This window comes from Vreelandella titanicae BH1 (assembly GCF_000336575.1).
GTDB lineage: Bacteria > Pseudomonadota > Gammaproteobacteria > Pseudomonadales > Halomonadaceae > Vreelandella > Vreelandella titanicae.
Map to the genome: position 1 here is coordinate 254,620 of NZ_AOPO01000002.1, position 26,845 is coordinate 281,464.

Annotated in this window: 18 protein-coding genes and 1 CRISPR repeat array; of the genes, 16 read left to right on the plus strand and 2 right to left on the minus strand. The window is 48.1% G+C overall.

The annotated features are described in order from the left end of the window. The first annotated feature begins 44 nt into the window (after nt 1–44). Together HALTITAN_RS05700 and HALTITAN_RS05710 are read left to right on the plus strand one after the other, a co-directional pair. On the plus strand, nt 45–764 hold the full coding sequence (locus HALTITAN_RS05700; RefSeq protein WP_009286525.1) for a DUF2971 domain-containing protein: 720 nt from the start codon (nt 45–47) through the stop codon (nt 762–764). A gap of 67 nt (nt 765–831) precedes the next feature. Then, a protein-coding gene (locus tag HALTITAN_RS05710; RefSeq protein WP_085947146.1) for an IS3 family transposase occupies nt 832–2,012 on the plus strand; the annotation gives its coding sequence in 2 pieces (ribosomal slippage) (nt 832–1,099 and nt 1,099–2,012; 1,182 coding nt in all). A 324-nt stretch (nt 2,013–2,336) separates the two neighbouring features. On the opposite strand, the gene HALTITAN_RS05715 is transcribed toward HALTITAN_RS05710, so the two are convergent. After that, on the minus strand, nt 2,337–2,963 hold the full coding sequence (locus HALTITAN_RS05715; protein WP_039858304.1) for a tyrosine-type recombinase/integrase: 627 nt from the start codon (nt 2,961–2,963) through the stop codon (nt 2,337–2,339). A 296-nt stretch (nt 2,964–3,259) separates the two neighbouring features. Here HALTITAN_RS05715 and HALTITAN_RS05720 point away from each other — a divergent pair, with 296 nt between their 5' ends. Both HALTITAN_RS05720 and HALTITAN_RS05730 read left to right on the plus strand, forming a co-directional pair. After that, complete coding sequence (locus HALTITAN_RS05720) at nt 3,260–4,513, plus strand: DUF4238 domain-containing protein (protein ID WP_009286527.1); 1,254 nt, start codon at nt 3,260–3,262, stop codon at nt 4,511–4,513. A 943-nt stretch (nt 4,514–5,456) separates the two neighbouring features. After that, on the plus strand, nt 5,457–6,032 hold the full coding sequence (locus HALTITAN_RS05730; protein ID WP_009286529.1) for a hypothetical protein: 576 nt from the start codon (nt 5,457–5,459) through the stop codon (nt 6,030–6,032). A 265-nt stretch (nt 6,033–6,297) separates the two neighbouring features. On the opposite strand, the gene HALTITAN_RS24465 is transcribed toward HALTITAN_RS05730, so the two are convergent. Further along, complete coding sequence (locus HALTITAN_RS24465) at nt 6,298–7,974, minus strand: formylglycine-generating enzyme family protein (protein ID WP_051051888.1); 1,677 nt, start codon at nt 7,972–7,974, stop codon at nt 6,298–6,300. Nucleotides 7,975–8,388: 414 nt separating this feature from the next. Here HALTITAN_RS24465 and HALTITAN_RS05740 point away from each other — a divergent pair, with 414 nt between their 5' ends. From HALTITAN_RS05740 to rbbA, 12 genes are all read left to right on the plus strand, one after another. Continuing rightward, a complete protein-coding gene (locus HALTITAN_RS05740) occupies nt 8,389–12,957 on the plus strand; it encodes an NACHT domain-containing protein (protein ID WP_039858307.1) in 4,569 nt (1,522 codons plus the stop codon). 666 nt (nt 12,958–13,623) lie between these two features. Next, entirely contained in the window at nt 13,624–13,869 is a 246-nt protein-coding gene (locus HALTITAN_RS25265; RefSeq protein WP_152419228.1) for a hypothetical protein, read from the plus strand. Then, nucleotides 13,853–14,278 carry a hypothetical protein gene (locus HALTITAN_RS05745; RefSeq protein WP_152419229.1) on the plus strand — a complete coding sequence of 142 codons (426 nt, stop codon included), beginning with the start codon at nt 13,853–13,855 and terminating at the stop codon, nt 14,276–14,278. Before HALTITAN_RS25265 ends, HALTITAN_RS05745 begins: the two co-directional genes overlap by 17 nt. A gap of 559 nt (nt 14,279–14,837) precedes the next feature. Then, a complete protein-coding gene (locus tag HALTITAN_RS26305) occupies nt 14,838–14,966 on the plus strand; it encodes an MbcA/ParS/Xre antitoxin family protein (RefSeq protein WP_425543008.1) in 129 nt (42 codons plus the stop codon). A gap of 532 nt (nt 14,967–15,498) precedes the next feature. Further along, the gene (locus HALTITAN_RS24470) at nt 15,499–15,708 is read left to right on the plus strand and encodes a hypothetical protein (RefSeq protein WP_051051891.1); all 210 of its coding nucleotides are present in this window, start codon (nt 15,499–15,501) and stop codon (nt 15,706–15,708) included. 9 nt (nt 15,709–15,717) lie between these two features. Next, nucleotides 15,718–15,933: a hypothetical protein gene (locus HALTITAN_RS25270; protein ID WP_152419230.1), complete on the plus strand. Its 216-nt coding sequence runs from the start codon at nt 15,718–15,720 to the stop codon at nt 15,931–15,933. A 360-nt stretch (nt 15,934–16,293) separates the two neighbouring features. Continuing rightward, on the plus strand, nt 16,294–17,532 hold the full coding sequence (locus HALTITAN_RS05760; RefSeq protein ID WP_051051893.1) for a TniQ family protein: 1,239 nt from the start codon (nt 16,294–16,296) through the stop codon (nt 17,530–17,532). Between the two features lie 4 nt (nt 17,533–17,536). Further along, on the plus strand, nt 17,537–19,594 hold the full coding sequence (locus tag HALTITAN_RS05765) for a hypothetical protein (RefSeq protein ID WP_039858311.1): 2,058 nt from the start codon (nt 17,537–17,539) through the stop codon (nt 19,592–19,594). A gap of 10 nt (nt 19,595–19,604) precedes the next feature. Further along, nucleotides 19,605–20,654: a type I-F CRISPR-associated protein Csy3 gene (csy3, locus tag HALTITAN_RS05770; RefSeq protein WP_009286532.1), complete on the plus strand. Its 1,050-nt coding sequence runs from the start codon at nt 19,605–19,607 to the stop codon at nt 20,652–20,654. After that, on the plus strand, nt 20,651–21,259 hold the full coding sequence (gene cas6f, locus HALTITAN_RS05775) for a type I-F CRISPR-associated endoribonuclease Cas6/Csy4 (RefSeq protein ID WP_009286533.1): 609 nt from the start codon (nt 20,651–20,653) through the stop codon (nt 21,257–21,259). The genes csy3 and cas6f overlap by 4 nt, the downstream gene beginning before the upstream one ends. A gap of 123 nt (nt 21,260–21,382) precedes the next feature. Continuing rightward, nucleotides 21,383–21,950: direct repeats of the CRISPR family, unit length 28 nt; unit sequence GTGAACCGCCGCATAGGCAGCTGAAAAT. Between the two features lie 1,101 nt (nt 21,951–23,051). Next, nucleotides 23,052–24,128 (plus strand): HlyD family secretion protein, encoded by a 1,077-nt coding sequence (locus HALTITAN_RS05780; RefSeq protein WP_027959238.1) that lies wholly within the window; start codon nt 23,052–23,054, stop codon nt 24,126–24,128. Next, complete coding sequence (gene rbbA, locus HALTITAN_RS05785) at nt 24,125–26,845, plus strand: ribosome-associated ATPase/putative transporter RbbA (protein ID WP_027959239.1); 2,721 nt, start codon at nt 24,125–24,127, stop codon at nt 26,843–26,845. Before HALTITAN_RS05780 ends, rbbA begins: the two co-directional genes overlap by 4 nt.

Here is a 26,845-nt window from a genome sequence, read left to right on the forward strand (position 1 = left end):
CGCCGGTGCACCTGAACTAAGCGTTAGCTTTTTTAGGATAAACGTTGATTCTGTATAAATATATGTCGTTTAAAGCGGCTCTTTCAGTTATTGAAAGCTCATCACTTGGCTTCTCTTGCCTAGAAGATCTGAATGACCCATTCGAGTGCACTGCCTTTGGCTTTGAGGAGGGTGGCGGTTCATTCGTAACCGCAAGAATGGCTACGAATGCGTGTAAAAATCGATTTTCAAGAAACTATGGCGTGCTGTCATTAACAAGACAGCCATTGAACCCATTAATGTGGGCCCACTATGGAGACGAACACCAAGGTGTAGTAATTGGCTTCGATGTTGAATTAGCTGGATTTACTGATGAAGATGCATGTGTCATACCCTGTCAGCATGGAGAAATCGTTTATTCGGCAACTAAGCCGCATAAAAATTTGCCTACTCTAAGTAGTGAAGAATTGATGAGTATAGGAAATGGCATCAAATTTAACTCTCATGCGTTTAATTTAGTTAAAAGGGCATTTCTATACAAATCTATTGAATGGAGTTACGAAGAAGAAGTTCGAGTTGTTAAGGATATATCAGCTCTGCAATTTAGTTACCATTTTGGAAAGGGCCGTAGTAACGCTTGGAATAAAATTTCAGTAGTGGGACGTCCATTGTATTGTTTTGATATACCAGAAAATGCTATTAAGGAAGTGTATTTAGGTCGGCATATATATAAGAATGTGACTAAAAAGAAAGTTTTTTCCGGTGATGAACTTAAAGAGGTGTAGTGGCATAGTGAATTTGGCCACCTAATTAGAGGTGCTAATATGCACCAAGACATCACTAGGTGGCAGCATGGCAACAAGACCAAAACGTAACTTTAGCCCTGAATTCCGGCTCGAAGCAGCACAGCTAGTCGTTGATCAAAACTATACAGTTAGAGAAGCGGCTGAAGCCATGAATGTGGGGTATTCGAGCATGGATAAATGGGTTCGTCAGTTACGCCAAGAGCGTGATGGCCAAAGCCCTAAAGCAACGCCCATGACACCCGATCAGCTCAGGATTCGCGAGCTTGAAAAGCGCATCCGTGACATTGAGATGGAAAAAGACATCCTAAAAAAGGCTACCGCTCTCTTGATGTCGGACTCCCTGAACACTTCTCGCTAATCGAGAAACTCAAGACGAGCTACCCGGTAAAAAAACTGTGTGACGTGTTTGGCGTGCATCGCAGCAGCTTTAAATACTGGAGACAACGTTCAAAAAGACCTGTGTGTGCCACGAAGACTAAGGAAATAGCCAAGGTCAGAGAGCTCTTTCGCGAGAGCGAAGGCTCGGCAGGGGCGCGCAGCATCGCAGAGATGGCGACAAGGCAGGATGTGCCGTTAAGTCGCTATCGCGCTGGCCGCCTGATGGAAAAGCTTGGCCTAATTAGCTGCCAAGTGCCTGGGCACACCTACAAGAAAACAGGTGATGAACATGTTGAGGTACCGAACCACTTAGCGCGTCAGTTTAACGTTGAGGCGCCCAACCGCGTTTGGTGTGGCGACGTCACATATATCTGGACTGGCAAACGCTGGGCTTATCTAGCCGTTGTCATGGACTTATTTGCTAGGAAAACGATTGGCTGGTCGATGTCGTTATCGCCCGATAGCGAACTCACCAGCAGCGCATTGAAAATGGCTTATGAGAGCCGTGGGCGGCCAAAAGGGGTTATGTTCCACAGCGACCAGGGCAGTCATTATACGAGCCGTAAGTTCCGTCAGACACTCTGGAAATGCCAGGTAAAACAAAGCCTAAGCCGACGTGGTAACTGCTGGGATAATGCGCCAATGGAGCGTTTCTTCAGGAGCTTAAAGGTTGAATGGGTGCCAACGTATGGCTATCGCTCATTCTTGCAGGGGCAGCACCATATCGTGAACTATTTAATCGGGTATTACAGCCAGCTTAGGCCTCACCAACATAACGGTGGTATGAGTCCAAATCAGGCAGAGGAAAAATACTGGGTTAACTATAAACCGGTGGCCAGTTTTACTTGACCACTACAAGGTTCTTCTTTCATGGGGGCGGAAAGATTTAAAATTATTGCAATGTGAGCCTGATGTACACTCATGGAAGTTGATAGCGAAACAATCAATCAACCAATAAAGATAACAAGCTATTTAAAGTTGATTCGAAATGCGTGGCATTTTTACTGTTCGTTGAGTTTATTGTTTAAGGGGTATGCCGGGAACATCGTTATTGCATTGCTTACACCTATCAGGGCGTTATGTACTGCTGATTTCTGAGGACAAGCAATGTAACCTAAAAGACCACTCTTGGCCGGACAACGACGGCCCGAAGTAGACCGTCGTTTATCCGCATCAAACTTCTGTCTGTTCTGCCATTTCCAACGCGTCATCTACCTCTATCCCTAGATACCTGACGGTGCTTTCCAGCTTCGTGTGACCCAAGAGCAGTTGCACTGCCCTCAAGTTTTTCGTGCGGCGGTATATCAGCGAAGCTTTTGTACCAAGCATCGTGTGCGTGCCATACATTGACGCATCTAGACCTATTTCGGTAACCCAGGCTTTCACAATACGGGCATATTGGCGCATTGAAAGATGCTTTGCGCTATTGATTCGGCTGGGAAACAGGAAGTCTTCGCTTCGGAGCTGAGCAAGCTGTATCCAGTCGATAATAGCGATGCGAGTTTCCTCGGTAATTTCGAACTGGACAGGCCGATGTGTATTTTGCTGCATCACAATGGCTCGTGGGGATATGCACGCACCATGGGCTATATCCCGTACTCGTAAATTGACAAGATCGCAGCCCCGTAATTTGCTATCGATGGCTAAATTGAAGAGGGCAAGGTCTCTCGTCTTTTTGGCAAGCTGAAGACGAACACGGATGGCCCAGATGTCACGAAGGCGCAGAGGCGCCTTCTGCCCAACTAACTTGCCTTTATTCCAAGGTGTAGGTGTAAAGGAAATTTCAGTCAAAACGTTCACGGCATGATCCTCCATCAGGTGGAGGTCAAAGAATGGGTCAATTCGTGCACATCATGTGCTAAGGTTAATTTAAAGTCGGGGCTCGACCCAAAGCGGTAATGGCGGGAAATGCAGCAGGAGCGCGAGTTTAGGCTATGCTTCCTAATTAAAATCAATAACTAAAAGAATCATGAGTTTGAGAGAATCTGGTAGGCTGCATTTATCGGAAAAAAGTGCCGGCACGTTCACTCAATCATAGAACGCGCAGTCTAATACGCTGTTACATGTAGTGGGGGTTCAACGAATGGAGTCAATTTTTGCCTAGTTACAAACGCCACCATTATGTGCCTCAGTGGTATCAGTACAGATTCTTGGATGGATGTTCGGGCGAGAACAAATTCCACTACTTGGACATGAATCCCGAGACCTGTACTGCTCCAAATGGAAAGAAATACCAGAGGAAAGCACTTTTGCGGTGGGGGCCGCCAAGGTGTTTTTATAAGGAGAATTTATATACGACGAAATTTCCAGGCTGGGAATCCACTGAAATTGAGGAGCGATTTTTTGGGGAAATAGACGCCAAAGGAAAAGATGCTGTCGAGTATTTTTCCGATTTCACCCATCCTAGCGTCGACCCAGACGCACTCAATGCGTTTTTACCGTATATCAGCTCTCAGAAACTTAGAACGCCAAGGGGGCTTGGTTATTTAAAGAAAATTACTAAAAGCGAAGACAAGAATGCATTGCTATTTGAGCTTCAAAAATTACATAGAATGCATTGTGCTCTTTGGACAGAGAGCGTTTGGAGTATTGTTGACGCGTCGGACGCTAATACTAAATTCATTATTTCGGACAATCCAGTCACTGCTTACAATCAAAATTGTTTTCCCGAATCTCATTGGTGCAGGGGTTTTAATGAGCCTGGGATCTGGCTGGACGGTACTCACTCAATTTTTCCGCTTAGCAGTACAAAATGTCTTATACTGACAAACCTTTCATGGGCTCGGAACCCCTACGGAAACCCGCTCAAGGGGAGACCTCATCCAGAATTGTTCAGAAGCGCGATGTTTAATTTTACCACCATACAAACAAATCGGATGCTGTCTGAGCAAGAAGTTATATCGATAAACTACGTGATCAAAAAGCGAGCCGATAGGTACATAGCAGCAGCTAAGGAAGATTGGCTATACCCAGAAAAACATATAGATTTTAAACGATGGGATGATATCGGAAAATCCTATCTTTTAATGCCTGACCCAAGGTCTATAACGTTTTCATCGGAAATGATTATCGGATATAAGGGAGGTCGGGCGGATTCATTTGACGAGTATGGTCGTAAGGTTTGGCATTCCGATTATAATGATGAAAAGCGTCGTTCAGATGAGTGGAACTCGTTTCAAGCTTTCCAGGGAGAGTATGCCCGGCTGTTTGGCCCTAAACGTCGAGGGATAAGCTTTGAGTTCGGCAGGATTGGTAAAGAGGAAGACAACGAAGATTTCCATAAGTATCACTTGAGTTTGGAACAAGAATACAAGCCGTTGATTCGTCGTAGACGGAGAAGGCGCAGATGAAATCATGTAACAAGTTGCTGCATGCGGATAAATTACTCGCTGCGCTCCTAATTTACCGGTGAGCACGGCGTTATAACAGCACTACCTAAAAGACTGCTTCTGTCCGAATGGGGTAGCTTCAGGCTATGCTGATGTAATGGCCGCAGCATCGGTCGCTGGAGCCGATCGGCCACCGATTATCGTCAGACCAAAGGATATTGGCGCCTGTGATATTTGAAACATTAGCAACTCGATTGGGTGGGTCCGCTTTCTTAGCGGGAGTCAAGTATCTTTACGGCCGACTCGTTCCCCATAGAATCAAAGCTAAGAAGACTCCGCGGAATTTTTTCGAGCACATAGGCCCTGGGGTTTCTAAAGAGTTCGTGGTTGCATCACTAGGTCCGCCGCACCGGCAGTGCGAGGAGATATGGCAATATAATTTTGGGGACGCGCTAGCGCAGATCGAATTCTATGTGGATGGGGCTGCTCGCTCAGTGGCCCTTGCCATCACTATTGACAGCCCGAAGCAGGGCTTCAAGCTGCCGACTCTTGAGGTTCCACTCGGGAAGCTGACATTTAACGAATTTCTTGTTTGCCCAGAAGGACACTTTAGGTACCGTTCGACATTGAGAACGTGTGAACTTCTATATTAAGTAAAGTTTCCACCTTCATGGACGAGCAACCATTACACTTTTGGAGCACTTTGCGTACTCACACCAGGAGCACTAGCGGAATCCGCTTTTAATACCCAACTGGCCGAGGCGAATGCGAGCTCTGCCACGAAAGATGTCCGGGTAAACTGGATCGGTCTTTCTAGTAGCTCCGAGGAGCTTTGGTTTGATTGGTCTATTGCATTGCCGGTGTCGGCTTAACGATCGACTATGTTTAGATTAGGCTATGCTCAACGCTTGCTTTTGGCCGAAAAAAAGCCAGATTAATGAAACTTTGAAGCGCAGAGAAATATATGACATATGGATACAGGCTCAATGTTGAGCAGCTCATGCTAAGGAGAGCAAACAATAGTTTTGATGAAGCTAAGAAGAAGATGGTTGAGGTTCCTGATTCTTTGCCAGAGTCTGGAAAACCTTATTCCTTTAAAGGTCCAGGGTTTGAAGATGATGAAACTATTGCTCTCTGCATTGAAGCTATTCTTGGCTGGGCAATTTCATTTGAGGCATTTATAAATTTAGTTTGGCATGCTCATCCAATAGCTAAAGAAGAGAATGAGAGAAGTTATGGAAGCACAACAGCCAAGCTAAAAAAATTGTACAAAATCTCTCGGTTGCCTTATGGCGATTCAAGTTGGAGAGCTGGCATCCAGGATCTTTTTGATATGCGAAACTATCTTGTTCATTATAAGGATCCGGTAGTTTATATAGGTTTCAGTTTTGCAGCTAAGTTTCAGCACGATTTCTCAGAAAGAAGCATGCAGAAGATTCAACGAGACGTTCTCTGTGCGATAAAAGAAATTGGAGTCCTGTTTGGTGTTGAATCTGGATTTATTGATAGTGATTATGATCACTTGGTGTATAGATATTAATTCAGTTTGGTAGCATGGCTGCGCAGGCCAAGATCGGCGATAGCGAACGAGCAGCCTAGTGAACGACTGCGATTTAGCCCTAGCTTACAATTGCAGATAACGGCTTCGCTGTGGCTGTATTACTTGTTATTTCAGTTGTGCTGAATGTCTGCTTCTGGCCGTTATCAGAAGGGCTGCTCGCCCTACGCACTTAAAAAGATTTACGTTAGTTATTAATAAAAATCCAGCCCTAGACAGTGGATGAGCATTACTGCAGAACAGAGAATTACGGATCTTGGGCCAGACGAAATCCGACAAGGTCGTTCCGGTTTCTGGCGTCGAATCGGTAGCGGTAGGCTGAACGCACCCTCCGTGGTTTGCCGTCCCATGCACCACCGCGCACCGCACGATCAACGCAGACGCCCCCGTCCTCTTCTAGCCACGCAGGCCTTGCCTGCACAGGTGCACCTTTATAGTTTTCGTGCCAGCAGTCTTCAACCCACTCCGCCACATTGCCCAGCATGTCGTGCAGCCCAAAGTCGTTGTGCCTAAAGCTCCCCACCGGTGCTGAGTATGCGTAGTCATCCTCACAAGGATGCGCTTCCCAGGTTATGTGCTCGAAGCGTGTTCGAAGAACCTCCTCGTTATTTGTATCGAACACGTTTTCATGTACACACTGGCCTCGCTCTGTAGCCTCGCCCCAATAGCGTGCAGTAGTAGTCCTGGCCCGTGCAGCGTATTCCCACTCAGCTTCTGTTGGCAATCGGTAGAGCTTATCGGTTTGCTCCGATAGCCAGTCTACATACGCCTTTGCGTTATGCCAGGTCACGCCTATTACGGGCCGCCTGCCTCGCCCGTAGAAGAAACCACCAGGGAGGGGGCGGCCCGTCGCTCTCGCGAACTGGTCATACTCATCGAAGGTGACCTCGTGTCGGCCGATTAGAAACGCCTCAACGCGAACTACACGTTGTGGCCCCTCGTCGGGCCATCGGCCTTGCTCGTTATCTGGCGAGCCCATTAGAAATGATCCCGGCGGTACCTCGACCATTTGAGGTATCTGGAGATCGGAGTCCGACTGATCAGTCCGGGCAACGAGCGGCACTGTTACAGCCCAAAAGGCTAGGCAACCGAGCAACGCCATCACCGTGCCGACCGAGCGTAGAGGGCGCTTTTTGATCGGCAACACGTACTTTAGGAACTTGACACCCTGGTTTATCGAACTCGTGAAACGCGTGAGTCGCTGCGCGGCCCAGTATATCCAAACCCATACCGAAGTAGCGAACGTCGTCCACACGAACACGGCCAAGATGCGTCCGTCGACGGGCACGCTCGGGCTTAGCACCCCTGCTGCTAGGACATTGCGGATACTCTCGATCGCGGGCATGCCGTCCAGCATCCCAAAAATGGCGACAGGGATCACGAAGATAGCGAGTGTTGCAGCAAAATCAAACATCAGCCAAATTATCTGGCCCGGCATCGAGCCCACCGATGCCATCCGCCGTATCACGAAGCGTGTCTCAAGCAGCGAGAGATAGTCCGGAATCAGGTTGAGCATGACGAAAAAGAAGACCAAGAGCCAGCCCGGCACGAAGCTCCAGAAGAAGGCTAGGCGATCGCCCGAGGCGACGGCATGCTTGACGTAATCCCAGTCCGCAGGAGCGGCATACGCATAAACGACCAATGCCATAGCAAGAGCAGCCAGCGAGGCGATGCACGAACGAGCGAAGCAGCGCACGCTAATGTGCTTGCTTCCGAACACTTGATCGAAAAGCATGGCGAAATGCAGTGGCCAGACACTCACCGCCGCACCTACTCGTTCTGGCTTGATACTTAACAGGTATCGACTTAAATCCTTGCGGAATTCCTCGCTGATATAGCCGTCTGCCTTCCAAGCCAGCTTGAGCAAGATAGCACCGAAGGAAAGACCCATCACCAGCCATGCCCAAATCAAGTCCACGGCCATGTCCTCGCCCAATGCAGCGTTAGGGAAACGCTGAACAAATGCCGCTTTCAGCGCGGGGTGCCGTTCACCTGGCGGGATTGATCAACAATTAAACTATTTGCCATGCTTCGCCGAGAGAAAGATCCTAAAGTTTGTATAGGAAGTATAGACGTCTTTTCGACAACTGGTATAAATCATAGTCTCCGCAAATGCCTGGATTCATCAAGCTAGTAGGAAGGAGTCTAGGATAGGGGAGCACACTGGCGAATCTCACAATGCTTGAGCGTGTTGCGTATTGAATCAACTTTAGCTAAAAGTCCGCTCTTGGCCGAAACAGGAATGCTCGTGCATAGATGCAATTGACCCAAAGCGACCATGCAGGCAAAGGCAGCATGTGCTTTCATTGGTGTTGAACAGTTAGGTATGAGATCCCGAATGATCGAACCATTTAGAACCCATGTTGAAAACCTGAGGAACGCTCTGCTGACTCTGAAGCCAACGGGAGAAGATGGCTTTGAAGGGCTTATTGGCGAAGCGCTTGAAGGAATAACGAGCATCCCCTTTCGGCTTGCGAGTAGCGGCTACCAACGCGGAATCGACGGCAAGGCTGCTTTTGAAGGCGCTGTTGCTTTCGAAGGCAAACTCTACACGAACAAACTGCCGCGCGCAGACGTGCTGTCAAAAATCCCCGACCTTGTCCGCCACAACGATCACGCAGACTTAGTCTGGGTACTAGGCGCAACCTGTGAGGTACCTAGCCAGTTGGCGGACGACTTGCGTGCCGATGGAACACAGCAAGGTATCAGTGTTCTTATTTTAGATTGGACTCCTTCCGATTTTCCACGTCTGGCTGTGGCGCTCGCAATAGCTAGTATCAAGACCGAAGCCTTTCTGAAAGCCAATCTCATCAATCAGGTGTTAAGTGTGGCGCTTTCTGCACTGGATGCTATTCGTTCAGATGCTCGGTTTCCGCACCAAGAAGAGTCAATTCGCAGAAGCCTCGACGCGTCGGGAATGGCCACAGTGATGGCAGAGAAGGCCAACGTAATATGGTTCGAAGAAACCGTATCGCAAAAGGCCATTGCGCGCATCGAACTCGGTCAGCCCCTCGCACCCAGAGACCGAGCTGTCACCGTTTTAGCCCGCAACAACTTAGTCATTAAACTGCGGACATATTTATCGAATATGGATGATGACAATATTGTCTGCGTCCATGGCGAGGAAGGCTGTGGCAAATCATGGATCGTGTTGCAGTCATGGCTTGCACAACCTGACAAGCCACTTCTGGTGTTTTTAACGCCTGATGATTTTTCAGAGGTCGCTACACAAGACGACATAGAGGCACTTCTGATTACAAAACTCGTTGGGCAGACTGGCAGCGTAAAAAGCGATGAGAGCATAATCCGCTGGCGGCGCCGCCTGAAGGCATGGGCGACTGACGGCAAACCGTCACGGCCTCGCTTCGTTTTCGTAATCGACGGAGTCAATCAGCGCCCCGACTGCAGGTGGGGCAGGATCATCAGCAACGTCGCAACCTATGTTAACCAGCGTGGCGGTCGCATCGTACTTACTGCACGCACACACTACTTCAACACGCGAGTTAGGAAGGCGCTGACATACCCTGTTAAAGAAGTCGTTGTTCCCAAGTGGGGTGCTGAAGAACGTGAGAGCATTCTAAGAAAGCACCTGGTTCCCCTTAACAAGCTCAATCCAACTGTTGCAGAGTTCCTAAGGAATCCTCGCATTCTGTCGATTGCACTTGAGGTTTTCGGCGATGATGTTGCGATATTTGAGGAACTTAGCATCGAACGCCTGCTGTTCGAGCATATCATGGCAGGAATCAAGGAAGACTTTGGTGACGATCCTATCGAATTCGTAGCGCATCTACGCGGCCAAGCGCAGGAACTAATAATGCGCGCTACGAGCCAAGTAAAGGACGATCTGCGCATCTTTGACAGCGAAGTTCCAGCGGTTGCCGAAGGCCGCTTCTATTCCGCCGTCCCCGGGGAGTCGCAAAAATACGAACTCAGGGATGAGGGGCTAACATTGGCCCTTGGGTTCTCTATTATCGAAAATCTGCGCAAAGCCAAGCGCAACAACCGTAGTCTTGATGATGCTCTCAAGGAGGTTCTTGAGCCGATCGAAGCGCTAGATAAAACGGCTGAGGCAGTGAAAGCGGCAATTACAGTATGCGCGGCTGACGATGATGAGTATTCGCCTGAGATTGCCCAGGCACTTGTTAAGGGATTCGCCGAGCTTCAGAACCCACCGCCGGATTCGCTTGACGCCTTGGTTAGTTTAGCAAGGGAAAGACCGCTGGATATCGCAAAGGCGGCTCGGAATCTCTGTTTGGATTCTAGTCAACAGCCAAACTTCGATTGGATACAAGCGGCGCTTGTTCAAACTGTAAAATCAAGTTCCGTCTGGGACTCGGTGGCACAGGAAGTTCGGGATTGGCTATGCGCATACTCTCTGGCGGTGGAGCGCCGTATGCATCGTCACGTCCGCCGTGATCCCCAGGACAAAGTTCAGCAGGAGCGTGAAAAGCTGCAAGCGGAAATGGATGACAAGCTTGCTGCCTTCTCACCCGCCGAAAAGACTCGTCAGAGCCGCCTAATAAAAATGGAGGGTGATCTGGATGCGCTATCGGGGCTTGCTTTGATTTTGCTGGCTGGCAAGAGACTCGCACCGTTCGCAAACGAGCTTACTGACTGGAGTTTTGCCAACGCGCTTAACGGCTCCTATCAGGTGCCAAGCAAGGATTTCCTTGCCCTCATTAGCCTGAACCTTCGTGATTGGTCAGAGACGCGAAGTTCACTGTTGCGAAGTTGCAAGGATCTGACCTCTGATACCATCTCAAAAACAGGCAAGTGGGCTCTGCTTAGAATCTTGCGAGCAACGGGCGATTCAGGTGACGATCGGGAAGCTAGCATCCTTTATGAGGAACTAACCCATGATCGTCAGATACCACACCGCCTATTCCCTACAAAGGAAAAAATAGAGGCCTGTGATCCGTCAGCACCGGTACCTGCTAACATGGATCAAACAGTCCAGCGTTACCAGAGCCTTGATTTCACCGCGCTCCGACAGGGTAGAGGGCAATCGTCTCAGGATCACGTTTTTGTTGATTCCCTGCCGGTCGTTGCTCGTTTTGCACTGAAAGCCGCCGCAGCTAAGCTTCGCGAGTTTGCAGAGGACGTTGTGAAACGCACCGACATATCGCTTCGACAAGGGTTATTGGAGCTGCGCGAACATGGCGCGCTCGCCACGGAGGATCAGGCACGGGCTCTGGTCGAAAAATGGAAAAATGCACAAGGAGCAGGCGATAATCAAGGACTGCCAAAAGGTGAGAGCATCTTGCTGCAGTATGAATTGCTCATCGCTTTTCCATTCCTTGATTGCTCCGAGCAGATTGAAATTCTGCTGGCAACGACCGAGGATCAGCCACTCCTGCTGGAACTCATCGATGAAACCAAAACTCCCGATCCACAGATCCTCGACCGTTTCTTAAAAGAAACCCTGGCCGAGGGCACGGAATGTTATAGGCAGCACCTACTTCTTGAGATAGCTGCAGCGACGGGCGCCGAACTCTCAACCGAGATATGCGATTTCACTCGGTCTTCCATTACTTCGAAAGAGGGGCGGCTTCGCAGCAGCGCACTCGGTCTGGCAGCCCACTCGGGGCATCCCGACCTAATAAGGGCGGTAGCGGAGAGTGGCTGGAAATACGTTCTGTCCGAGGGTAAAGGTAATTTTGAGAACTGGTACGGCTCTATTGCTTTGCTAAAGGCTGCAGAAGCCGGACTCACCGATGAGAGTATGGTTATAGACCGGATTTCACCATCACTCTATGGGCGAGCAGCAACGGTGCTCAACAGGTCAGCGGTTCAGCAAATTGCTCAACGCATTGATGCCTCTATTCACTGTGCAGTCGGCCTACCGATTGAGCTGGTTACTCCTGAAATTGAGTTGGAGGCAGAGTATATTTTTTCCGAGGATCCAATACTTTTCTCTGTCTCAGAGCGAGAGACGCCCTCAGAGAATATAGAAGATTTTTTCAGACGTTTATCCGAGAGCGATAATGAATTCCGCGATAGGCAAAAACATAATAAAGACTCGTTCGTTGCTTTCAGGGAAGAGCTAACAGCAGCAAAAGCGCATATCATTCTTGATCACCTTACGTATGAGGATTTTGCGGCGTTGGCCGTTATCGATCCCGAAATTATAAATAAGTGGGGTGACCTCTTCATGGAGATCAACGACACTAGGCTCCCAGTCGTCCACAATCTCATTCTGCTGGTGGCTAGTGCGATTGCAGACACCAACCCTGAGAAGAGTGTGCTGCTATTTAAGAGAACGGCACATAGCCGCCCGTTGGTAAGGTTTACATTCGGTAAGAGCGGCGTTGATCTTGGGTCAATTAGCGCCTGGAAGGGAGGCAAACCTTCATCTTTTGATGCGTTGCGTAGAAAGCGATTGGACAGCGCGGCAACTGACCAAGCGATTGCAATCGAAGTATTATCCGCATTGCAATGCAATCAAGGGTCTTTTCTTGATGCCTATATCGATGAAAAGATTGCACAGCCTGAGCCAGCCGAAATTGCTCGCGGGCTCATGGTTGCTGGCTTTTGCGATAATAGCCCACACATTGAAAGGACATTAGCAGAATTCAAAGATACCGAGGGCCTGCTCGGCAAAGCGTATGAGGCGGCTGTCACTGCCTATCGGCACAATAGCTGGGCTCAACACTGGTTCAATATCATGTGTGAAACTAATAATCCTGTTGCGTTTTGGCAGGCCGGAGTTCTTTTCACACAATGTGTCGATGGCCGGTTTGATATGTGGAGAAATAGCTTTATTCAATACGGCGGTTCGATTGCGGCCTTTAGTACGAGCCTAAAAAACCCACTGAATAGACGCTATGAAAAACTTGCAAAGGACCGCCAAAAACGACTTTTTGGGCAGGAGGCTCCGTCAGCTATTTTCATCCACTCAGCCGATTAAGTGTTGTGATGGTAGACCTTTTCTTCTTAAGTCATTGCTTTATTTGATTTATTGTCCAGCATATAACAAGCTGCTGCATTCGGAAAAATTATTTGCTGCGATCCTGATTTTCCGGTGGACACGGCGTTGGGCCAAATAGGAACTCATTGAGCAGGTCAAAGATCTGGACGCGGAACGTATTACTATTCCCTGAGCGCGCGGCATATCGTTTATCCGTGGCGAGCTCTATTCCGACGGGCCGACATCAGCCTTAGCTTCGAAAGCCAACGGGGTTTTCAAGCCTAGAACTGAGTGTTTTCTGCCCGCGTTGTAGAAACCCGGCCGGTTCCCGCGTGCAGAGTAAGATCTGTATCCGCCTTGACCTCATTGCTCAGGCGAAAATATGCAGCAACAGCGAACCACAGCTTTGTCCGTAACTTACTCATCTGCATGCCCAAATTGCTGCGATCGCCCGTCAAAATCCGGTTGTGGCAGGTATCTGCCGAGAAAATTGTTCTTATTATTTAAACGCAATTTCCTGCTTGAAAGCTATCTGATTGGCCCAGCTTCCAGCGACAGCAGATAGCACCAGTAGATATTGCATAAAGGGACGGATCAATTTTGACAGCGTATCAATCGCAATCCATATTTGCATAAAATCAGCTTTTATTAGCGAAAGACGCCATCATGCCGAAGGATAAAAGTAACTGTGACAAATGGCTTAATGGCGGCGGTGTCAATGATGATGCCTTTGTCAGTCACAAGCCGCCAATGACGAGCCTGAGGGGCTCTGTGCGTAAATACATGGGCACCTTTGAGCCGGTAGGGGATGATGATTGGGCAGTGTTAAGTCAAGTGAACGACTCTCCATTTAAAGAAGGTTATATCACTAACTCAGGAAATGGTGCCTACGTATATGAACATTCCAAATAGTTTGCGCGAAACTGAGATGGAAGCAAAAGCGCGTCGAGCCGTGATGGAAAGCGGCGATTGGTTAACGGCCGGTGAGATATTGCAGTTGCATGGCGTCAGCTCACGTAGTGACTGTGCTCAACCTGCGCAGTGGAAACAACAAGGTGATATTTTTACTATTAATGACCATGGCACCGAATACTATCCTGCGTTTGGGCTTGAAAAGGAAGCTGGCTACCGACCATACGGGGTAATGTCGAAAATCATCGACATCCTCAAAGACCATAAAGATGGGTGGGAAATGGCTTTTTGGTTCCAGTCAGTAAATAGCTATCTTGGCGGGCTAAGACCTCAGGACTTGATGGCCACAGACCCTAATCTCATTGTCGACGCCGCTTTTGATGAGGTTCTAGGGATCAACCATGGGTAGCGGACAGAACGAGGCCCAACAGCTAAACACTGACCGAATTCCTTCGATAAAGCCAATTAAAGTAATGTCGGCTGCACCTGAAGGGATTGGTAGGATTAATATGAACTTTCTGCTGCAGATCAGCTCTGTCTTATAACCGTGATTTGCCAGTTCCTGCTAAATGGAGTTATTCCTCCACGGGCGTCGGGTTTCCCCAAATATGTTGTCATTTTACATGTAGTAAACAGCATGTGATGAGGTTGATCATGCCAAATGAAACAATGACGTCTCAGCAGCTGAGGGATAATGAGCATGAAACCCTGGTAGCCGAGTTTTGGCGGTTCAGTAAAAGCCACACGTTACGCAGCGTAATCTGAGCGCCTAATAAGCATCCACGATGGCCTTCTACCAAATTTATACCAAGCAATGCGAGAGACCTTTCAGCTAAACGGTAAGCAGGTTGGCATTGTTAAATGCATCTATATCGACTCTTCACCGCCGCAAACGTGAGGGGAAGAACCTGAACTCCGTGGCGTCAGAACGGCTTGATAGGATTGCGACCATGAGCCAACTTGCCGTGATGGTGTTCGAGGACAAGCCTGGCGCAATCAACTGGCTGACTCGCTCGAATGGGGCTCTAGGAGGGCAGGTACCTATAATGCTCTGCAAGACCGAAATTGGGGCAAAGCAGGTTCGTCGTGTGCTATAAGCTATGAAGTGTGGTGGGGTCGGGGTGGTTTGAAGTAGCTACTATTCATGATGGATATCCGGCAAGCCTGGATGATTAATCTCTGTCGATCCCTTTGGAATTACAGGTATATCCTGTTTGTTGCACGAAGCTTTAAACCTGTCGGGCTGGTGACATCAATCGATACGCTAAATGTGAGCAGTAAGGGGGGATAAGCTACCTGTTTGAGGATGGTTCCACCTTAACAGACAAAGAATCCCTGCGTATTCGACGCCATGCGAGCGCTGCTATCCATGATCGCCCAGCACTGCTATGTGGATAGTTAAATAGCGATCTTGAGCACCTGGAACAGGTGCATTTGGAAACAACATGCCCTCATAGTGGTTTCTACACCCCATGGCCATTTATGGAAGCAGTACCCTTACCACCAGCGATGATGCCAATGAGTTGGTGGTAGAAAGTATGTTGACCCGCGAATCAACGTGTCGAACGACAAAATGCCACACAACAGGCGAGCTATGAAAAGGCCTATCGTGAGTGGAAATGGCGAAAAGTGAATTTTGATGCGGCAGTATTTGCCCGCCAGCAGAGGGAAGAATCTGGTGTGTTGATTCAGCATGAAGCTATGGCGCCCACCCTGGAAGAGCTATTGGATGAGATAGATTGGCCGCGTGAGACAGTCATCGACTTCGATCTTGGTAGTGGTGACACCACGATTGCACTAAATATTGATTTGCCCCCAAAAGATAAGATGCCCAACTGATAATGGACGATGCTAGCAAAACCCATCAAGCTCTCGTCGAAGATGCGTAGTGCCATTCGAAAGCGGGAATTGTATCGTGATCACGTACAGGGCATTGCCTTTCTCGTGCTATGTGCGGTGTTTTTTCGTTTGCCACGTGTTCAAGAAGCGCGAGTTTCTGGGTATCGTCAGGTCGTTGATCCCGCTACTGACGGTGTTCGCGACCAGTATCTCTTCAGCATCTAAGTTACCAGAGCGCAGCGGATACGTATCAACTTCGAACAGCTTGACACGGTTGCGGCCGTAGAAGCGTTTTCGCTTCGTCGTGACATGACCAAAACAGGCATCTTTCGTGTTATTGAGCCATTTAAGTTGATCTAATCTCTGAGTGAAGCGTCAGGCACTTTTCCACAAAGGCTTTTGCGCCGCTTAGCCGCGGATGATAGTTCAGTGTTGTTAAAGTGAGAGATGTTGAAGTGACTGATGGTTCTTTGATCGGCGGACATGGTGGTTGAGTACTGTAAGCCAATATTTTTTAGAAAAATTTATGCTTTATGGTGAGTAGCTGCTATATGTTTGATAAGGATATCTTAGCAGGTGGTTGCCATGAAATTGCTTGTCCGCCCAAGACCGTTCATTAACGAGTCACTTGAGAGCTACATGCTCCGTTTGTCGCAAGAGAATTTCTTCGAATACTATCAGCAGCTTAGCCGAGCGATAAAAGACTGGCTGCAGTTGCATGATCACGAAGCAGCAGGGGCGTTCCCAGAAGAGTTAAGTCGGCTAAATGTCTACCATGCTGCGCAGAGTAGTAGCCGACGCATCAGAGCGCTCAAGCTAGTGGAGTCGCTAACTGATAATGAAAAACTTCCGCTGCTACACTTGTCAGTAATGCACTCCAGCGAGAAATTTTGTTCACGCTACGCTAGCGTGTTCTATGCCGGTAGCCACCTACCCAGAGCGTTAGTACGCCAAAAGGAGATACCTGTTTGCCCGGATTGCCTTACTGAAGCTAACTACATTCGTCAGGAATGGCATTGGATGCCATACGAAGCTTGTATTAATCACGGCAAACAGATGCTGCATGAGTGTCCAAAATGCGAAGAGAAATTAAATTACACTCATTCGGAATGTTTGCACACTTGCCGCTGCGGATTCGATCTTCGTAACGCCGACACAGAGCCAGCAGACGAATGGCAGCTGATAGCGAGTCGCTTGGCAGTAGGTGAGCATTCGCCTTCAAGGCATCCTCTATTAGACATCCGACCCATCAGTTTGCGACTTGCGTGCTTGCTGTGGTATCAGCTATACACATATAAAAAGCTAGACGCCAGCGATCAGGTTCCCACTCGTACGATTGAGCAAGCTATAGAGTATTTCACGCATTGGCCTGAAGTGTTTACACAGGAACTAGAGCAGCAAGCTGCGCTCTCAGGCGATAAGTTGATATGTGATTATAATAAAACCTCATTTCGCGATATTTTTGGCAATATTGTCGGCATTTCGCGCCTTCTTTTGCAGGCTTCCCCAGAGAGTGATTTCGTCTTGGCGCCTTTAGAAAGTTTTTTAGCCCGATTAGTAGAGCAGAATCCGCAAACGCGTGTGCCAAACGTCGCAGACTTTCTTATCAGCATGTCAGAGGCAGCTATTCTGCTAGGCACATCGTATGAGCAAGTGTACCGACTTTATGAAGAAGGGTATCTAAAAATTGCGGTCAGATTGAAGTCTCACGAAAAGCTAGTGAACGGTAAAGGGGTGTTTTACTTAAGAGAAATCATGGAGTTACGTAAATCACGCATGCCGATTGAGACAGGCAACTACAACAATTATTTACCAGCGTGGTAACGTCATGTCTTTTATTAACTTGTTAGAAATCGATGAGCCAAGCCGCTCAGAAGCGATTCGAAAAGCCTTTGCTCCCTACACGCCGCTGCTAGAGGTTTCTGAAAATATTAGCGCTGCAATTTTGGCACTGCTCAACTTATCGCATAAGCGTCAGTTTGCACCCGATTTATTGAATAAAAAAAGAGCAGTTGAAACACTCAAAGATTGGGAGCATATAGAAAGCTGCGCGCAAGAAATGCAATGGCTGCACTCACATAACTTAAAGCTCCCCGATACACGTGTCGCACATCAGAGATTGTTAGTAAGAGCTGAGAAGCCCTCGGGGAATGTCCTTTCTTCATTTAATAGCGTGAGTCGTTTGGGCTGGTCACACAACTCAGCAGCTGTAAATAAAGCAAAGCTTTTTGGAGCTCAATTTATATTTAATGGTGAGACACACTGTTTGGCTACTGTGATTATGGATAATGAAGAAAGATGGAAGGAAGAATTCAAGAAGCTTGGTATATCTGCTGGTCAGTGGATTTACCTTCAGTCGCTTTTCGAGGCATATTTTACTGAAAATCTATTGCCCTCTTATGTGGATAGGTGTTCTGTACAGGTGACATTTATTTACCAAGGGAAAGATGTAAGCATTACACCGGTGACTTCACATTCATTGTTGGCCGATATTCAAATTGCTCGCCGCAATAAAACTGGGAATTTTTCAACAATAAAACATTGGCACCCCTCAAGTGTTGGAGATTTATCGTCATCACTTGGAGGCAATATTTCAGCTCTTAATTATCCACCTCGCTTGCTATCTAATAGCTGTTATAAAAATAAGAATTTTTCTGAAGGATCTTTTTTAGATTTTCATCACAGCTCTTTGAGAAGTAAGTCGTTCATCTTTGCATGTAATGATATTATCGAAAGTAAAAGTTTTTTGACAGCGAAGGAGAGGCGAGATGCTAGACGTGCTGGCATCAAATTGCTGAGGCAGTCTTTATCTGAATGGCTATCTCCAGTTAGCTATTGGAGAAGTGTAGGAAGAGAAGTAATTTCAGAGCGGCATAACAATACAGCATGCCTTCTGATTTCTGCTCTTGACGAGGATGTACTTGGAATTCTACCTGAGGTTAATAAAGAATTGCACAGTATTTTGGTAAGATATCCCCAGACACAAAGCTTTGCTTACCGCTCAGATTTATTAATTCCTTTCAAGTCTCAGCTTAAATTTTTACTGACAAAATTAAAAAAACAAAAAGGTGAAGACACAGTTGAAAATAATTTTCATTATCTTCATTTGAAAAACTTGCATATCTTTGATGCTCAAGCGCTATCTTGTCCCTACATAGTGGGCCTGCCTTCACTGCTAGCAGTATGGGGAACCGTTTATAACTACCAGCTACGTTTACGAAAAATTCTTAAACGAAGCATCGTATTTGAAGAAGTTGCTTGGTTTTTGCGGCAATATGAGCCTTCTTCGGGTGCCAAGATACCTGCTCCTTACCAACCACCAGTGAAGCCAGGTGGGGCTCCTAAACGCCCCGGCCTGATTGATATGCGCTTTTGCGATTTACGCATGGATTTAGTTATTCGCTATCGTATAGAGGATAGAGACGATACCCCGGTGGGAAATGAAGAACTGCCAATACTGCAGTCTGCTTTCCCCGGAAGGTTCGCGGGGGGGACTATGCAGCCCCCGCCACTTCATGAAGAGTTGCAGTGGTGCCAAGTATACGCAGATGAGAACAGTTTATTGGCAGCCATATCGCTTCTGCCGGACGAAGGTCGTTGGATTGTTGACTCAGAAAAACAGGTGCAAAGCATTGAAAGCTTGGTGGCATGGTTGTCCAAGCATCCCAATCATTTACCTGCTACGAGTGGCTATCAGTTGCTTGAAGAACCTTGCTATCGGTCTGGTTCGCACAGGGAGCACCATGCTTATGCTGAGCCTTTGGTCGGTCTAACAGAGACGTTGTCACCGGCAAGCGTGAGGCTCAATGGTAAAGCTGACTTTCTTAAAAACGCTTTTTGGAGGTTGCAAAGCCAGAATCTGACTATGCTGATGAAAAAAGCATAGGCAGGTCAGCATGATGAACTCTTTCAGGCATCTTAGCTATGAGCGCTCTCTCAATCCGGGTAAGGCGGTTTTTTATTACCGGACAGATTCGAGCGAATTTGAGCCGTTGCAAGCTGAAGTGACACGGTTTCGTGGCCCCAAGGCAACGTTTAGCGATGGCTATATGGCATCTGGGACTGCGCGCGCAAAAGAAACAAGTGATTTAGGATTTTCTAATCTTATCATGCTCGAAGCGTGTTATGTACCACCGTTAGTCGATACGGTGTATTGTCGTTTTTCTTTACGCATCATTGCAAACAGTTTAGAACCAAATATCTCTGATAATGCAGAAGCAACAAAAGCATTGAGAGAATTTTCTGATACGTATAGAAGTTTGGGCGGATACTATGAGTTAGCAACCCGATATGCTAAAAATATTCTTTCAGCAGAATGGCTTTGGAGAAATAAAGTTGCAAGAGGAGTAGTTGTTGAAGTTTCTACCTCTAATTTAAAAAACTACTGTGTTAAAGATGTACAGTACAAAGAATGGGGTTCTTCTTGGGGAGGAGATGATCTTAAATCATTAGAAGGACTAGCAGCCGAGCTTGAAGAAGCACTTTCTTGCCCACAAAAATTTCTTTTTGCTGATGTAACTGCCAAAATAAAAACAGAATTTTGCCAAGAAATCTTTCCCAGTCAATTATTTGTTGAGAAAGATGATAGAGGCAACGAAAGTGCGGCTAGACAGTTTGTGAAGAGCACAATGAGTGATGGTCGTCAAGCAGTTAGCTTTGGCGCTTATAAAGTCGGAGCAGCAATTCAAAAAATTGATGACTGGTGGTTAACTGAAGGTGCAGAATATCCCTTAAGGGTAAGTGAGTACGGTACAGATCGTAGTCGAGTTTTAGCTATGCGTGAACCTACTACAAAAAGAGATTTTTATTCATTGTTAGACGAAATTATAAGTATGACTGAGGAAATGAATAAATCCAAGCAGCCTAGTTACAGTGCTCACTACTTAATGTCAGTGTTAGTAAAGGGTGGGATGTTTCAAAAAGGAATTAAGAAGGGTGAGAAATGAGATACTTTTTCCACATTAGATATCTAATGCCTTCAGCCAATCATGCATTTTTAGCAGGTAGGTGTATTGCTTGCTTACATAGCTTTATGACTGGGCCAAAGATAACAAATCATGGTGTTGGTGTTTCTTTTCCATTATGGGCTACGGATACAGTCGGAGGTTCAATAGCTTTCGTGAGTAAAGATAATAATGCCTTGTCTAATTTATCATCAGCGCGTTATTTTAAGAATATAGCTGACGAAGGATTTATTGAAGTTAGTGGTGTTAAAATGGTTCCATCCACATTAGAGGAAGTGAGGTTTATTAGAAACCAGCATATTGCTAAGTCTTTTCCGGGCGAAATTAAGAGAAGATTGGCCCGTGGCAAAAAGCGGGCTGAAAAACGTGGTGAGACGTTCATGCCTATTAGCGTTGTATCAGATCGTTTGGTTGATCACTGCCACGTAATTCCTATTGATAGCCGCTCGTCAGGCCAACGCTTTCCGCTGTATGTCCAGCTTGAGGCACTCAGCGAAGAAAGCAAGCATGATAGCTACAATAGCTACGGCTTGGCTACACAACACTCGCATACTGGCTCTGTTCCAAATCTTAAACATATTACCTAAATATTTATAGAATATATATTGTATTACTTATCAATGTCTTATCTCTTATACGCCAAGAAGGGTATTTTTACCATTTTGTGTTTATCTCGTTGATATCTATATTTTAAGTACTAACTACGTCTAGTGAACCGTCGCATAGGCAGCTGAAAATCGGTGCAGATTCAAGCCGAAAGCCGAGCAGGCGTGAACCGTCGCATAGGCAGCTGAAAATCGCTCGATGGCGGGCTAGGGAGTTAAACGTATGTGAACCGTCGCATAGGCAGCTGAAAATAACGGGCGATTAGGATGTGCTGTGGGCTTAATGTGAACCGTCGCATAGGCAGCTGAAAATAGGTTCGGCCAACGATACGGGGCCATCGGTTAGTGAACCGTCGCATAGGCAGCTGAAAATAAATGCTACCCGTGCGCAGCATGACCACCTGGGTGAACCGCCGCATAGGCAGCTGAAAATCGCGGCGAATTGTGGGACACGTTTATCGATGCGTGAACCGCCGCATAGGCAGCTGAAAATATGGTACGCAGTGAGTCTTTTACCCATAGCGGGTGAACCGCCGCATAGGCAGCTGAAAATCGCGAGAGGAGGTGAATAAATCGATCCGGTTGGTGAACCGCCGCATAGGCAGCTGAAAATTTGGAGACGATTGTTAAACAGCAGCCAGTTTCGTGAACCGCCGCATAGGCAGCTGATATTAGGACTGGAAGCCAGCAACGGTAATGATACACACCGCCGCAATGGCAGTAATTGTTCTAAAACCTCCAATTTTACTTGGAGGTTTTTTTATAGTGAGCCTGGGATAGCGCGCAGCGCCCAATGAGGGGGTCATGAGGGTGTCCTCTGTGGGATTGAGGGCGGATGGTAGGGCTGTCGTAAGAACTTTTCCTACAACCATCGCTCGCCATGACATCTCCAGCAATGACACCTTCCGCCACCTAGGATTGATGCCTACTATGACCTTTTTGCAACTTCATGTCTCGCTTTTCCGAGTAAATGAAAAATGTTTTTACCGCCCCCTGTGGCGCTCTTCAGTACTTAATTCAACGCAAGAAATGAGGCATGGATCTTAAATAAATACACAGGAGGTGCGCTCAGTTTCTGCGGCAAAAAAGCAGATAATCTTAATGTATATTTATGACGTGATTTTATTACAGAAGCAAACGTTCGTTTTATTTTATGTCATCTAAAAATGGAAAATTTATGTCATTTTGCGGTGGAATTTTTACGTAAGTTACTGATTTTTAGATTTGCCTATGTCAAGTTGAAACGGAAACGACATTTCTGATTTTCCCTTCGATCCTGCCTCAGTTACGTGTCATAGCTTTATGTAGTTATCCTTCGAGAGCTGTGTTGCCATGTGCCTTCTATAAACATTATTCTGTAAAAAGCATAATGATCCACATGTTTCATGTTTGGATTTCTTTATACTATTAGGCACCCGCTACATTTAAACCACCGAAGTTGACATATCACGAAGATAGTCGCTGGTTTCCCTGGAGTCGTATCGACGACATGGTTACTTGGTATGCAGCCTCGCTTCTGCTTCATCTAAAGCAAGTGACTTATACTTCGCGCAAGCCTTTTTCAAGTCTAGCCTCCTACTCAGCAGGGACAGGCTCTTAAGCCTAGTGTCATTCAAGAATTGATATCAGGAATGCAAGATATTTGGAGAATATTCTTGATCTGTATCACCAAATGTACATTTTCCAGTTTCATGGTGGTTGTAAAGGTCAATAATGACATCAGTCGTTATCTTTTTTTCCTACTGAATAATTAGAGAATCAAGGAAGCTCTGTTGTGTCCTCCAAGCTGAAAAAAGTGTTATGGCGAATATTAATAATTGCCGGAGTTGTATTCATTGCCGGTGTGCTGGTATGGCTGGAGTTCCGACCCGATGGACTGGGTGATGGTTTTGTCAGCGGTAATGGAAGGATTGAAGCGACAGAAATCGATATCGCTACCAAGCAGGCGGGGCGCATCGAAGCAGTGTTTGTTGGCGAAGGAGAGCAGGTCGAGCCGAATCAGCTTTTGGTGCGTATGGACACGAAGGTGCTAGAAGCCGAGCTGGGACAGGCCATGGCACAGGTTCGACAGGCCGAGAGCGCGACACGCACCGCCCAGGCACAAGTAGCTCAACGACAGAGCGAAAAAACGGCTGCCGATGCCACCGTTCTGCAACGGCAAGCCGAGCTAACGGCGGCTCAAAAGCGTTATGAAAGAACTCTGGCATTGGTCGCTCGCAATGCTTTGTCAAGGCAGCAACTCGACGATGACTTAGCCCGCTTGGAGAGTACCGAAGCCGCGTTGGCGGCAGCGCGTGCGGGTGTACTCGCTGCCGTGGCGGCTATTGAGGCAGCCGATTCACAGGTCATTGAGTCACAGGCGGCCATTGAGGCGGCGAGCGCCACGGTGGACAAATTAGAGGCAGATCTTGAAGACAGCCAGCTGCGCAGTGACCGGGTGGCTAGGGTTCAGTATCGTGTCGCTCAGCCCGGTGAAGTGCTGTCAGCGGGGGGCGTGGTACTCAATCTCATCGATCTGACCGATGTGTATATGACCTTTTTCCTGCCCGAGCGTCAAGCCGGGCGTGTTGCGCTGGGTGCTGACGTGCACTTGGTGCTAGATGCAGCACCTCAGTATGTGATCCCGGCTAACGTCAGCTACGTCTCCAGCGTGGCCCAATTCACGCCCAAGACCGTGGAAACGGCTAGCGAACGTGAAAAGTTAATGTTTCGAGTTAAGGCTCGTATCGACCCTGCGCTACTTGAACAGCATCTGGATCAAGTCAAAACCGGTTTGCCGGGCATGGCCTATCTCAAGCTTGATGATACGCTCGATTGGCCCGAAGAACTGAAGGTCAATGTGACGCCATGATCCCTGATAAACCTGTGGTACAGCTTGAAGGTGTCAGCTTGCGCTATGGTTCAGTGCATGCCTTATCTGGCCTAAATTTGGCCATCCCCGCTGGCAGTATGGTGGGATTGATCGGACCCGATGGCGTGGGTAAGTCCAGTCTGATGGCCCTGATCGCCGGTGCCAGGAAAATTCAGCAGGGTAAAGTTGTCGTGTTAGGCGGTGACATGGCAGAAGGGCGACATCGCAAACAGGTGTGCTGGCGGATTGCCTATATGCCTCAGGGGTTGGGAAAGAACCTCTATCCCACTCTGACAGTCTTTGAAAACCTCGATTTCTTCGGCCGACTATTCGGTCTGGATCGCCGGAACCGGCATAGTCGTATTGCCGAACTTGTGCACAGTACTGGGCTGGTTGGGTTCACGGAACGTCCTGTCGGCAAGCTCTCCGGCGGAATGAAACAGAAACTGGGGCTATGTTGTGCGCTGATCCACGATCCCGACCTATTGATACTCGATGAACCCACCACTGGCGTCGATCCTTTGTCACGCGCCCAGTTCTGGGAACTGATTGGTAGGATACGGGGCAAGCGCCCAGGTATGAGCGTACTAGTTGCCACTGCCTATATGGAGGAGGCTCGAAGTTTCGACTGGTTGGTGGTCATGAATGAGGGACAGGTACTGAATACTGGCTCGCCCCACGATCTGCTGGCAGCGACGGAAAGCGCAACGCTTGAGGAAGCTTTTATCAGGTTATTACCCAAGACTAAACGGCGCAGGCATCGAGACTTCAAGATAACGCCGCGTCAACCTGATGCCAATATAGCCATTGAGGCCCATGGACTTACCAAGCGGTTCGGCGATTTCGTCGCCGTGGATCACGCTGACTTTCGTATCGAACGCGGTGAAATATTTGGTTTCCTGGGATCTAATGGCTGTGGAAAGACCACCACGATGAAGATGCTCACTGGGCTACTATCCGCCAGTGAAGGAAAGGCATTGCTATTCGATAAGCCCGTCGATCCACGCGATATCGCTACGCGCCGTCGGGTGGGCTACATGTCCCAGGGTTTTTCTCTCTATACGGAACTGACGCTTCGTCAGAATCTTGAATTGCATGCGCACCTGTTTCATCTTCCTAAGGCTGAGCGCTCCCTTCGCGTGAGGGAGATGCTGGATCGTTTTGACCTCACAGCAGTGGCTGACAAATTACCGACAGCGCTTCCCCTAGGTGTGCGCCAGCGGCTGTCGTTGGCGGTGGCTGTTATTCACCGTCCTGAGTTATTGATTCTCGACGAACCCACCTCTGGAGTGGATCCGATTGCACGCGATGATTTCTGGCTGCTGTTAGGGCAGATCTCCCGTGGAGAGAGAGTGACGATCTTCATCTCCACCCACTTCATGAACGAGGCAATGCGCTGCGACCGAATTGCCCTGATGCATGCAGGGCGCGTATTAGCCACCGACACCCCTGCGGGGCTACTAGCGTCGCGTGGCTTACCCACACTAGAAGCTACCTTTATGGCGTACCTGAAGGAGGCTAGCAAGATAGATGAAGCCGAGCCCGAAAAGCCGACAACTACCTCTCTAAAACCGCACCCGTCGACCCGGTCAGGCGGGCTGACCGTTAGCCTGCGTCGTTTGTTCAGCTATACCCACCGAGAGACCCTGGAGCTACGTCGCGATCCGATACGCGCCACGCTGGCGCTGCTGGGTAGTCTGATCCTAATGTTTATCATGGGATATGGCATCAATATGGATGTCGAACATCTGACCTATGCCGTGCTCGATCGTGACCAGACCACTACCAGCCAAGCGTATACTCTCAATCTAACGGGATCGCGTTATTTCACCGAGAAGTTTCCTCTGACCGACTACACCGATGTACAGCAACGTCTACGCAGCGGCGACATTAGCCTGGCGGTGGAAATTCCGCCAGGGTTTGGCCGCGATCTCAAGCGTGGCAATGTGCCCAAAGTTGCTTACTGGGTCGACGGATCCATGCCGGTCAGGGCCGATACCATCAAAGGGTATGTGGAGGGGATTCATGCTGAGACCGTAGCTCGTTTGAGTGAAAGTGCTGGAACCTCTTCTCCTGTCGAGATTGCCATTCGCTACCGCTACAATCCCGATGTTAGAAGCCTGCCAGCCATGGCCCCGGCGATGATCCCGTTACTGCTCATGCTGATACCGGCGATGCTTACTGCACTGGGAATCGTTCGTGAGAAAGAGCTCGGTTCTATTATCAATCTTTACGTCACGCCGGTTTCTCGGTTGGAATTTCTGCTTGGCAAGCAGTTGCCCTACATAATGCTGGCGATGATCAATTTCGCCACCTTAGTGACGTTCGCCGTTCTGGCCTTTGGCGTCCCAGTGAAGGGGAGCCTGCTGACATTGAGCCTAGGAGCGCTGCTCTATGTCGCCTGTTCCACGGGGATGGGATTGTTGATGTCATCGGTTCTGCATAGTCAGATTGCCGCTATCTTCGGTACCGCCATCGCTACACTGGTGCCTGCGATCCAGTTTTCGGGGCTACTCTCTCCGGTTTCTGCGCTGCAAGGGGGGGCGGCTGTCATTGGACATATCTACCCCACTAGCCATTTTCTGATTATCAGTCGAGGCGTGTTTTCCAAAGCGCTTAGTTTGGGAGATTTGACACCGTATTTTCTGGCCCTGCTGATTACTATCCCCGTACTGACGTTGTTTAGTGTTTTGGGGCTTAGGAAGCAGGAGCGCTGA

What these genes read in the sequence shown, in the direction of transcription:
- HALTITAN_RS05730 (WP_009286529.1), top strand. Translation starts at nt 5,457, where the DNA reads ATGACATATGGATACAGGCTCAATGTTGAGCAGCTCATGCTAAGGAGA.
- HALTITAN_RS26305 (WP_425543008.1), top strand. Translation starts at nt 14,838, where the DNA reads ATGGTGTTCGAGGACAAGCCTGGCGCAATCAACTGGCTGACTCGCTCG.
- HALTITAN_RS24465 (WP_051051888.1), bottom strand. Translation starts at nt 7,974, where the DNA reads ATGGCCGTGGACTTGATTTGGGCATGGCTGGTGATGGGTCTTTCCTTC.
- rbbA (WP_027959239.1), top strand. Translation starts at nt 24,125, where the DNA reads ATGATCCCTGATAAACCTGTGGTACAGCTTGAAGGTGTCAGCTTGCGC.
- HALTITAN_RS05745 (WP_152419229.1), top strand. Translation starts at nt 13,853, where the DNA reads ATGAACATTCCAAATAGTTTGCGCGAAACTGAGATGGAAGCAAAAGCG.
- HALTITAN_RS05760 (WP_051051893.1), top strand. Translation starts at nt 16,294, where the DNA reads ATGAAATTGCTTGTCCGCCCAAGACCGTTCATTAACGAGTCACTTGAG.
- csy3 (WP_009286532.1), top strand. Translation starts at nt 19,605, where the DNA reads ATGATGAACTCTTTCAGGCATCTTAGCTATGAGCGCTCTCTCAATCCG.
- HALTITAN_RS05765 (WP_039858311.1), top strand. Translation starts at nt 17,537, where the DNA reads ATGTCTTTTATTAACTTGTTAGAAATCGATGAGCCAAGCCGCTCAGAA.
- cas6f (WP_009286533.1), top strand. Translation starts at nt 20,651, where the DNA reads ATGAGATACTTTTTCCACATTAGATATCTAATGCCTTCAGCCAATCAT.
- HALTITAN_RS25270 (WP_152419230.1), top strand. Translation starts at nt 15,718, where the DNA reads ATGCTAGCAAAACCCATCAAGCTCTCGTCGAAGATGCGTAGTGCCATT.
- HALTITAN_RS25265 (WP_152419228.1), top strand. Translation starts at nt 13,624, where the DNA reads ATGCCGAAGGATAAAAGTAACTGTGACAAATGGCTTAATGGCGGCGGT.
- HALTITAN_RS05740 (WP_039858307.1), top strand. Translation starts at nt 8,389, where the DNA reads ATGATCGAACCATTTAGAACCCATGTTGAAAACCTGAGGAACGCTCTG.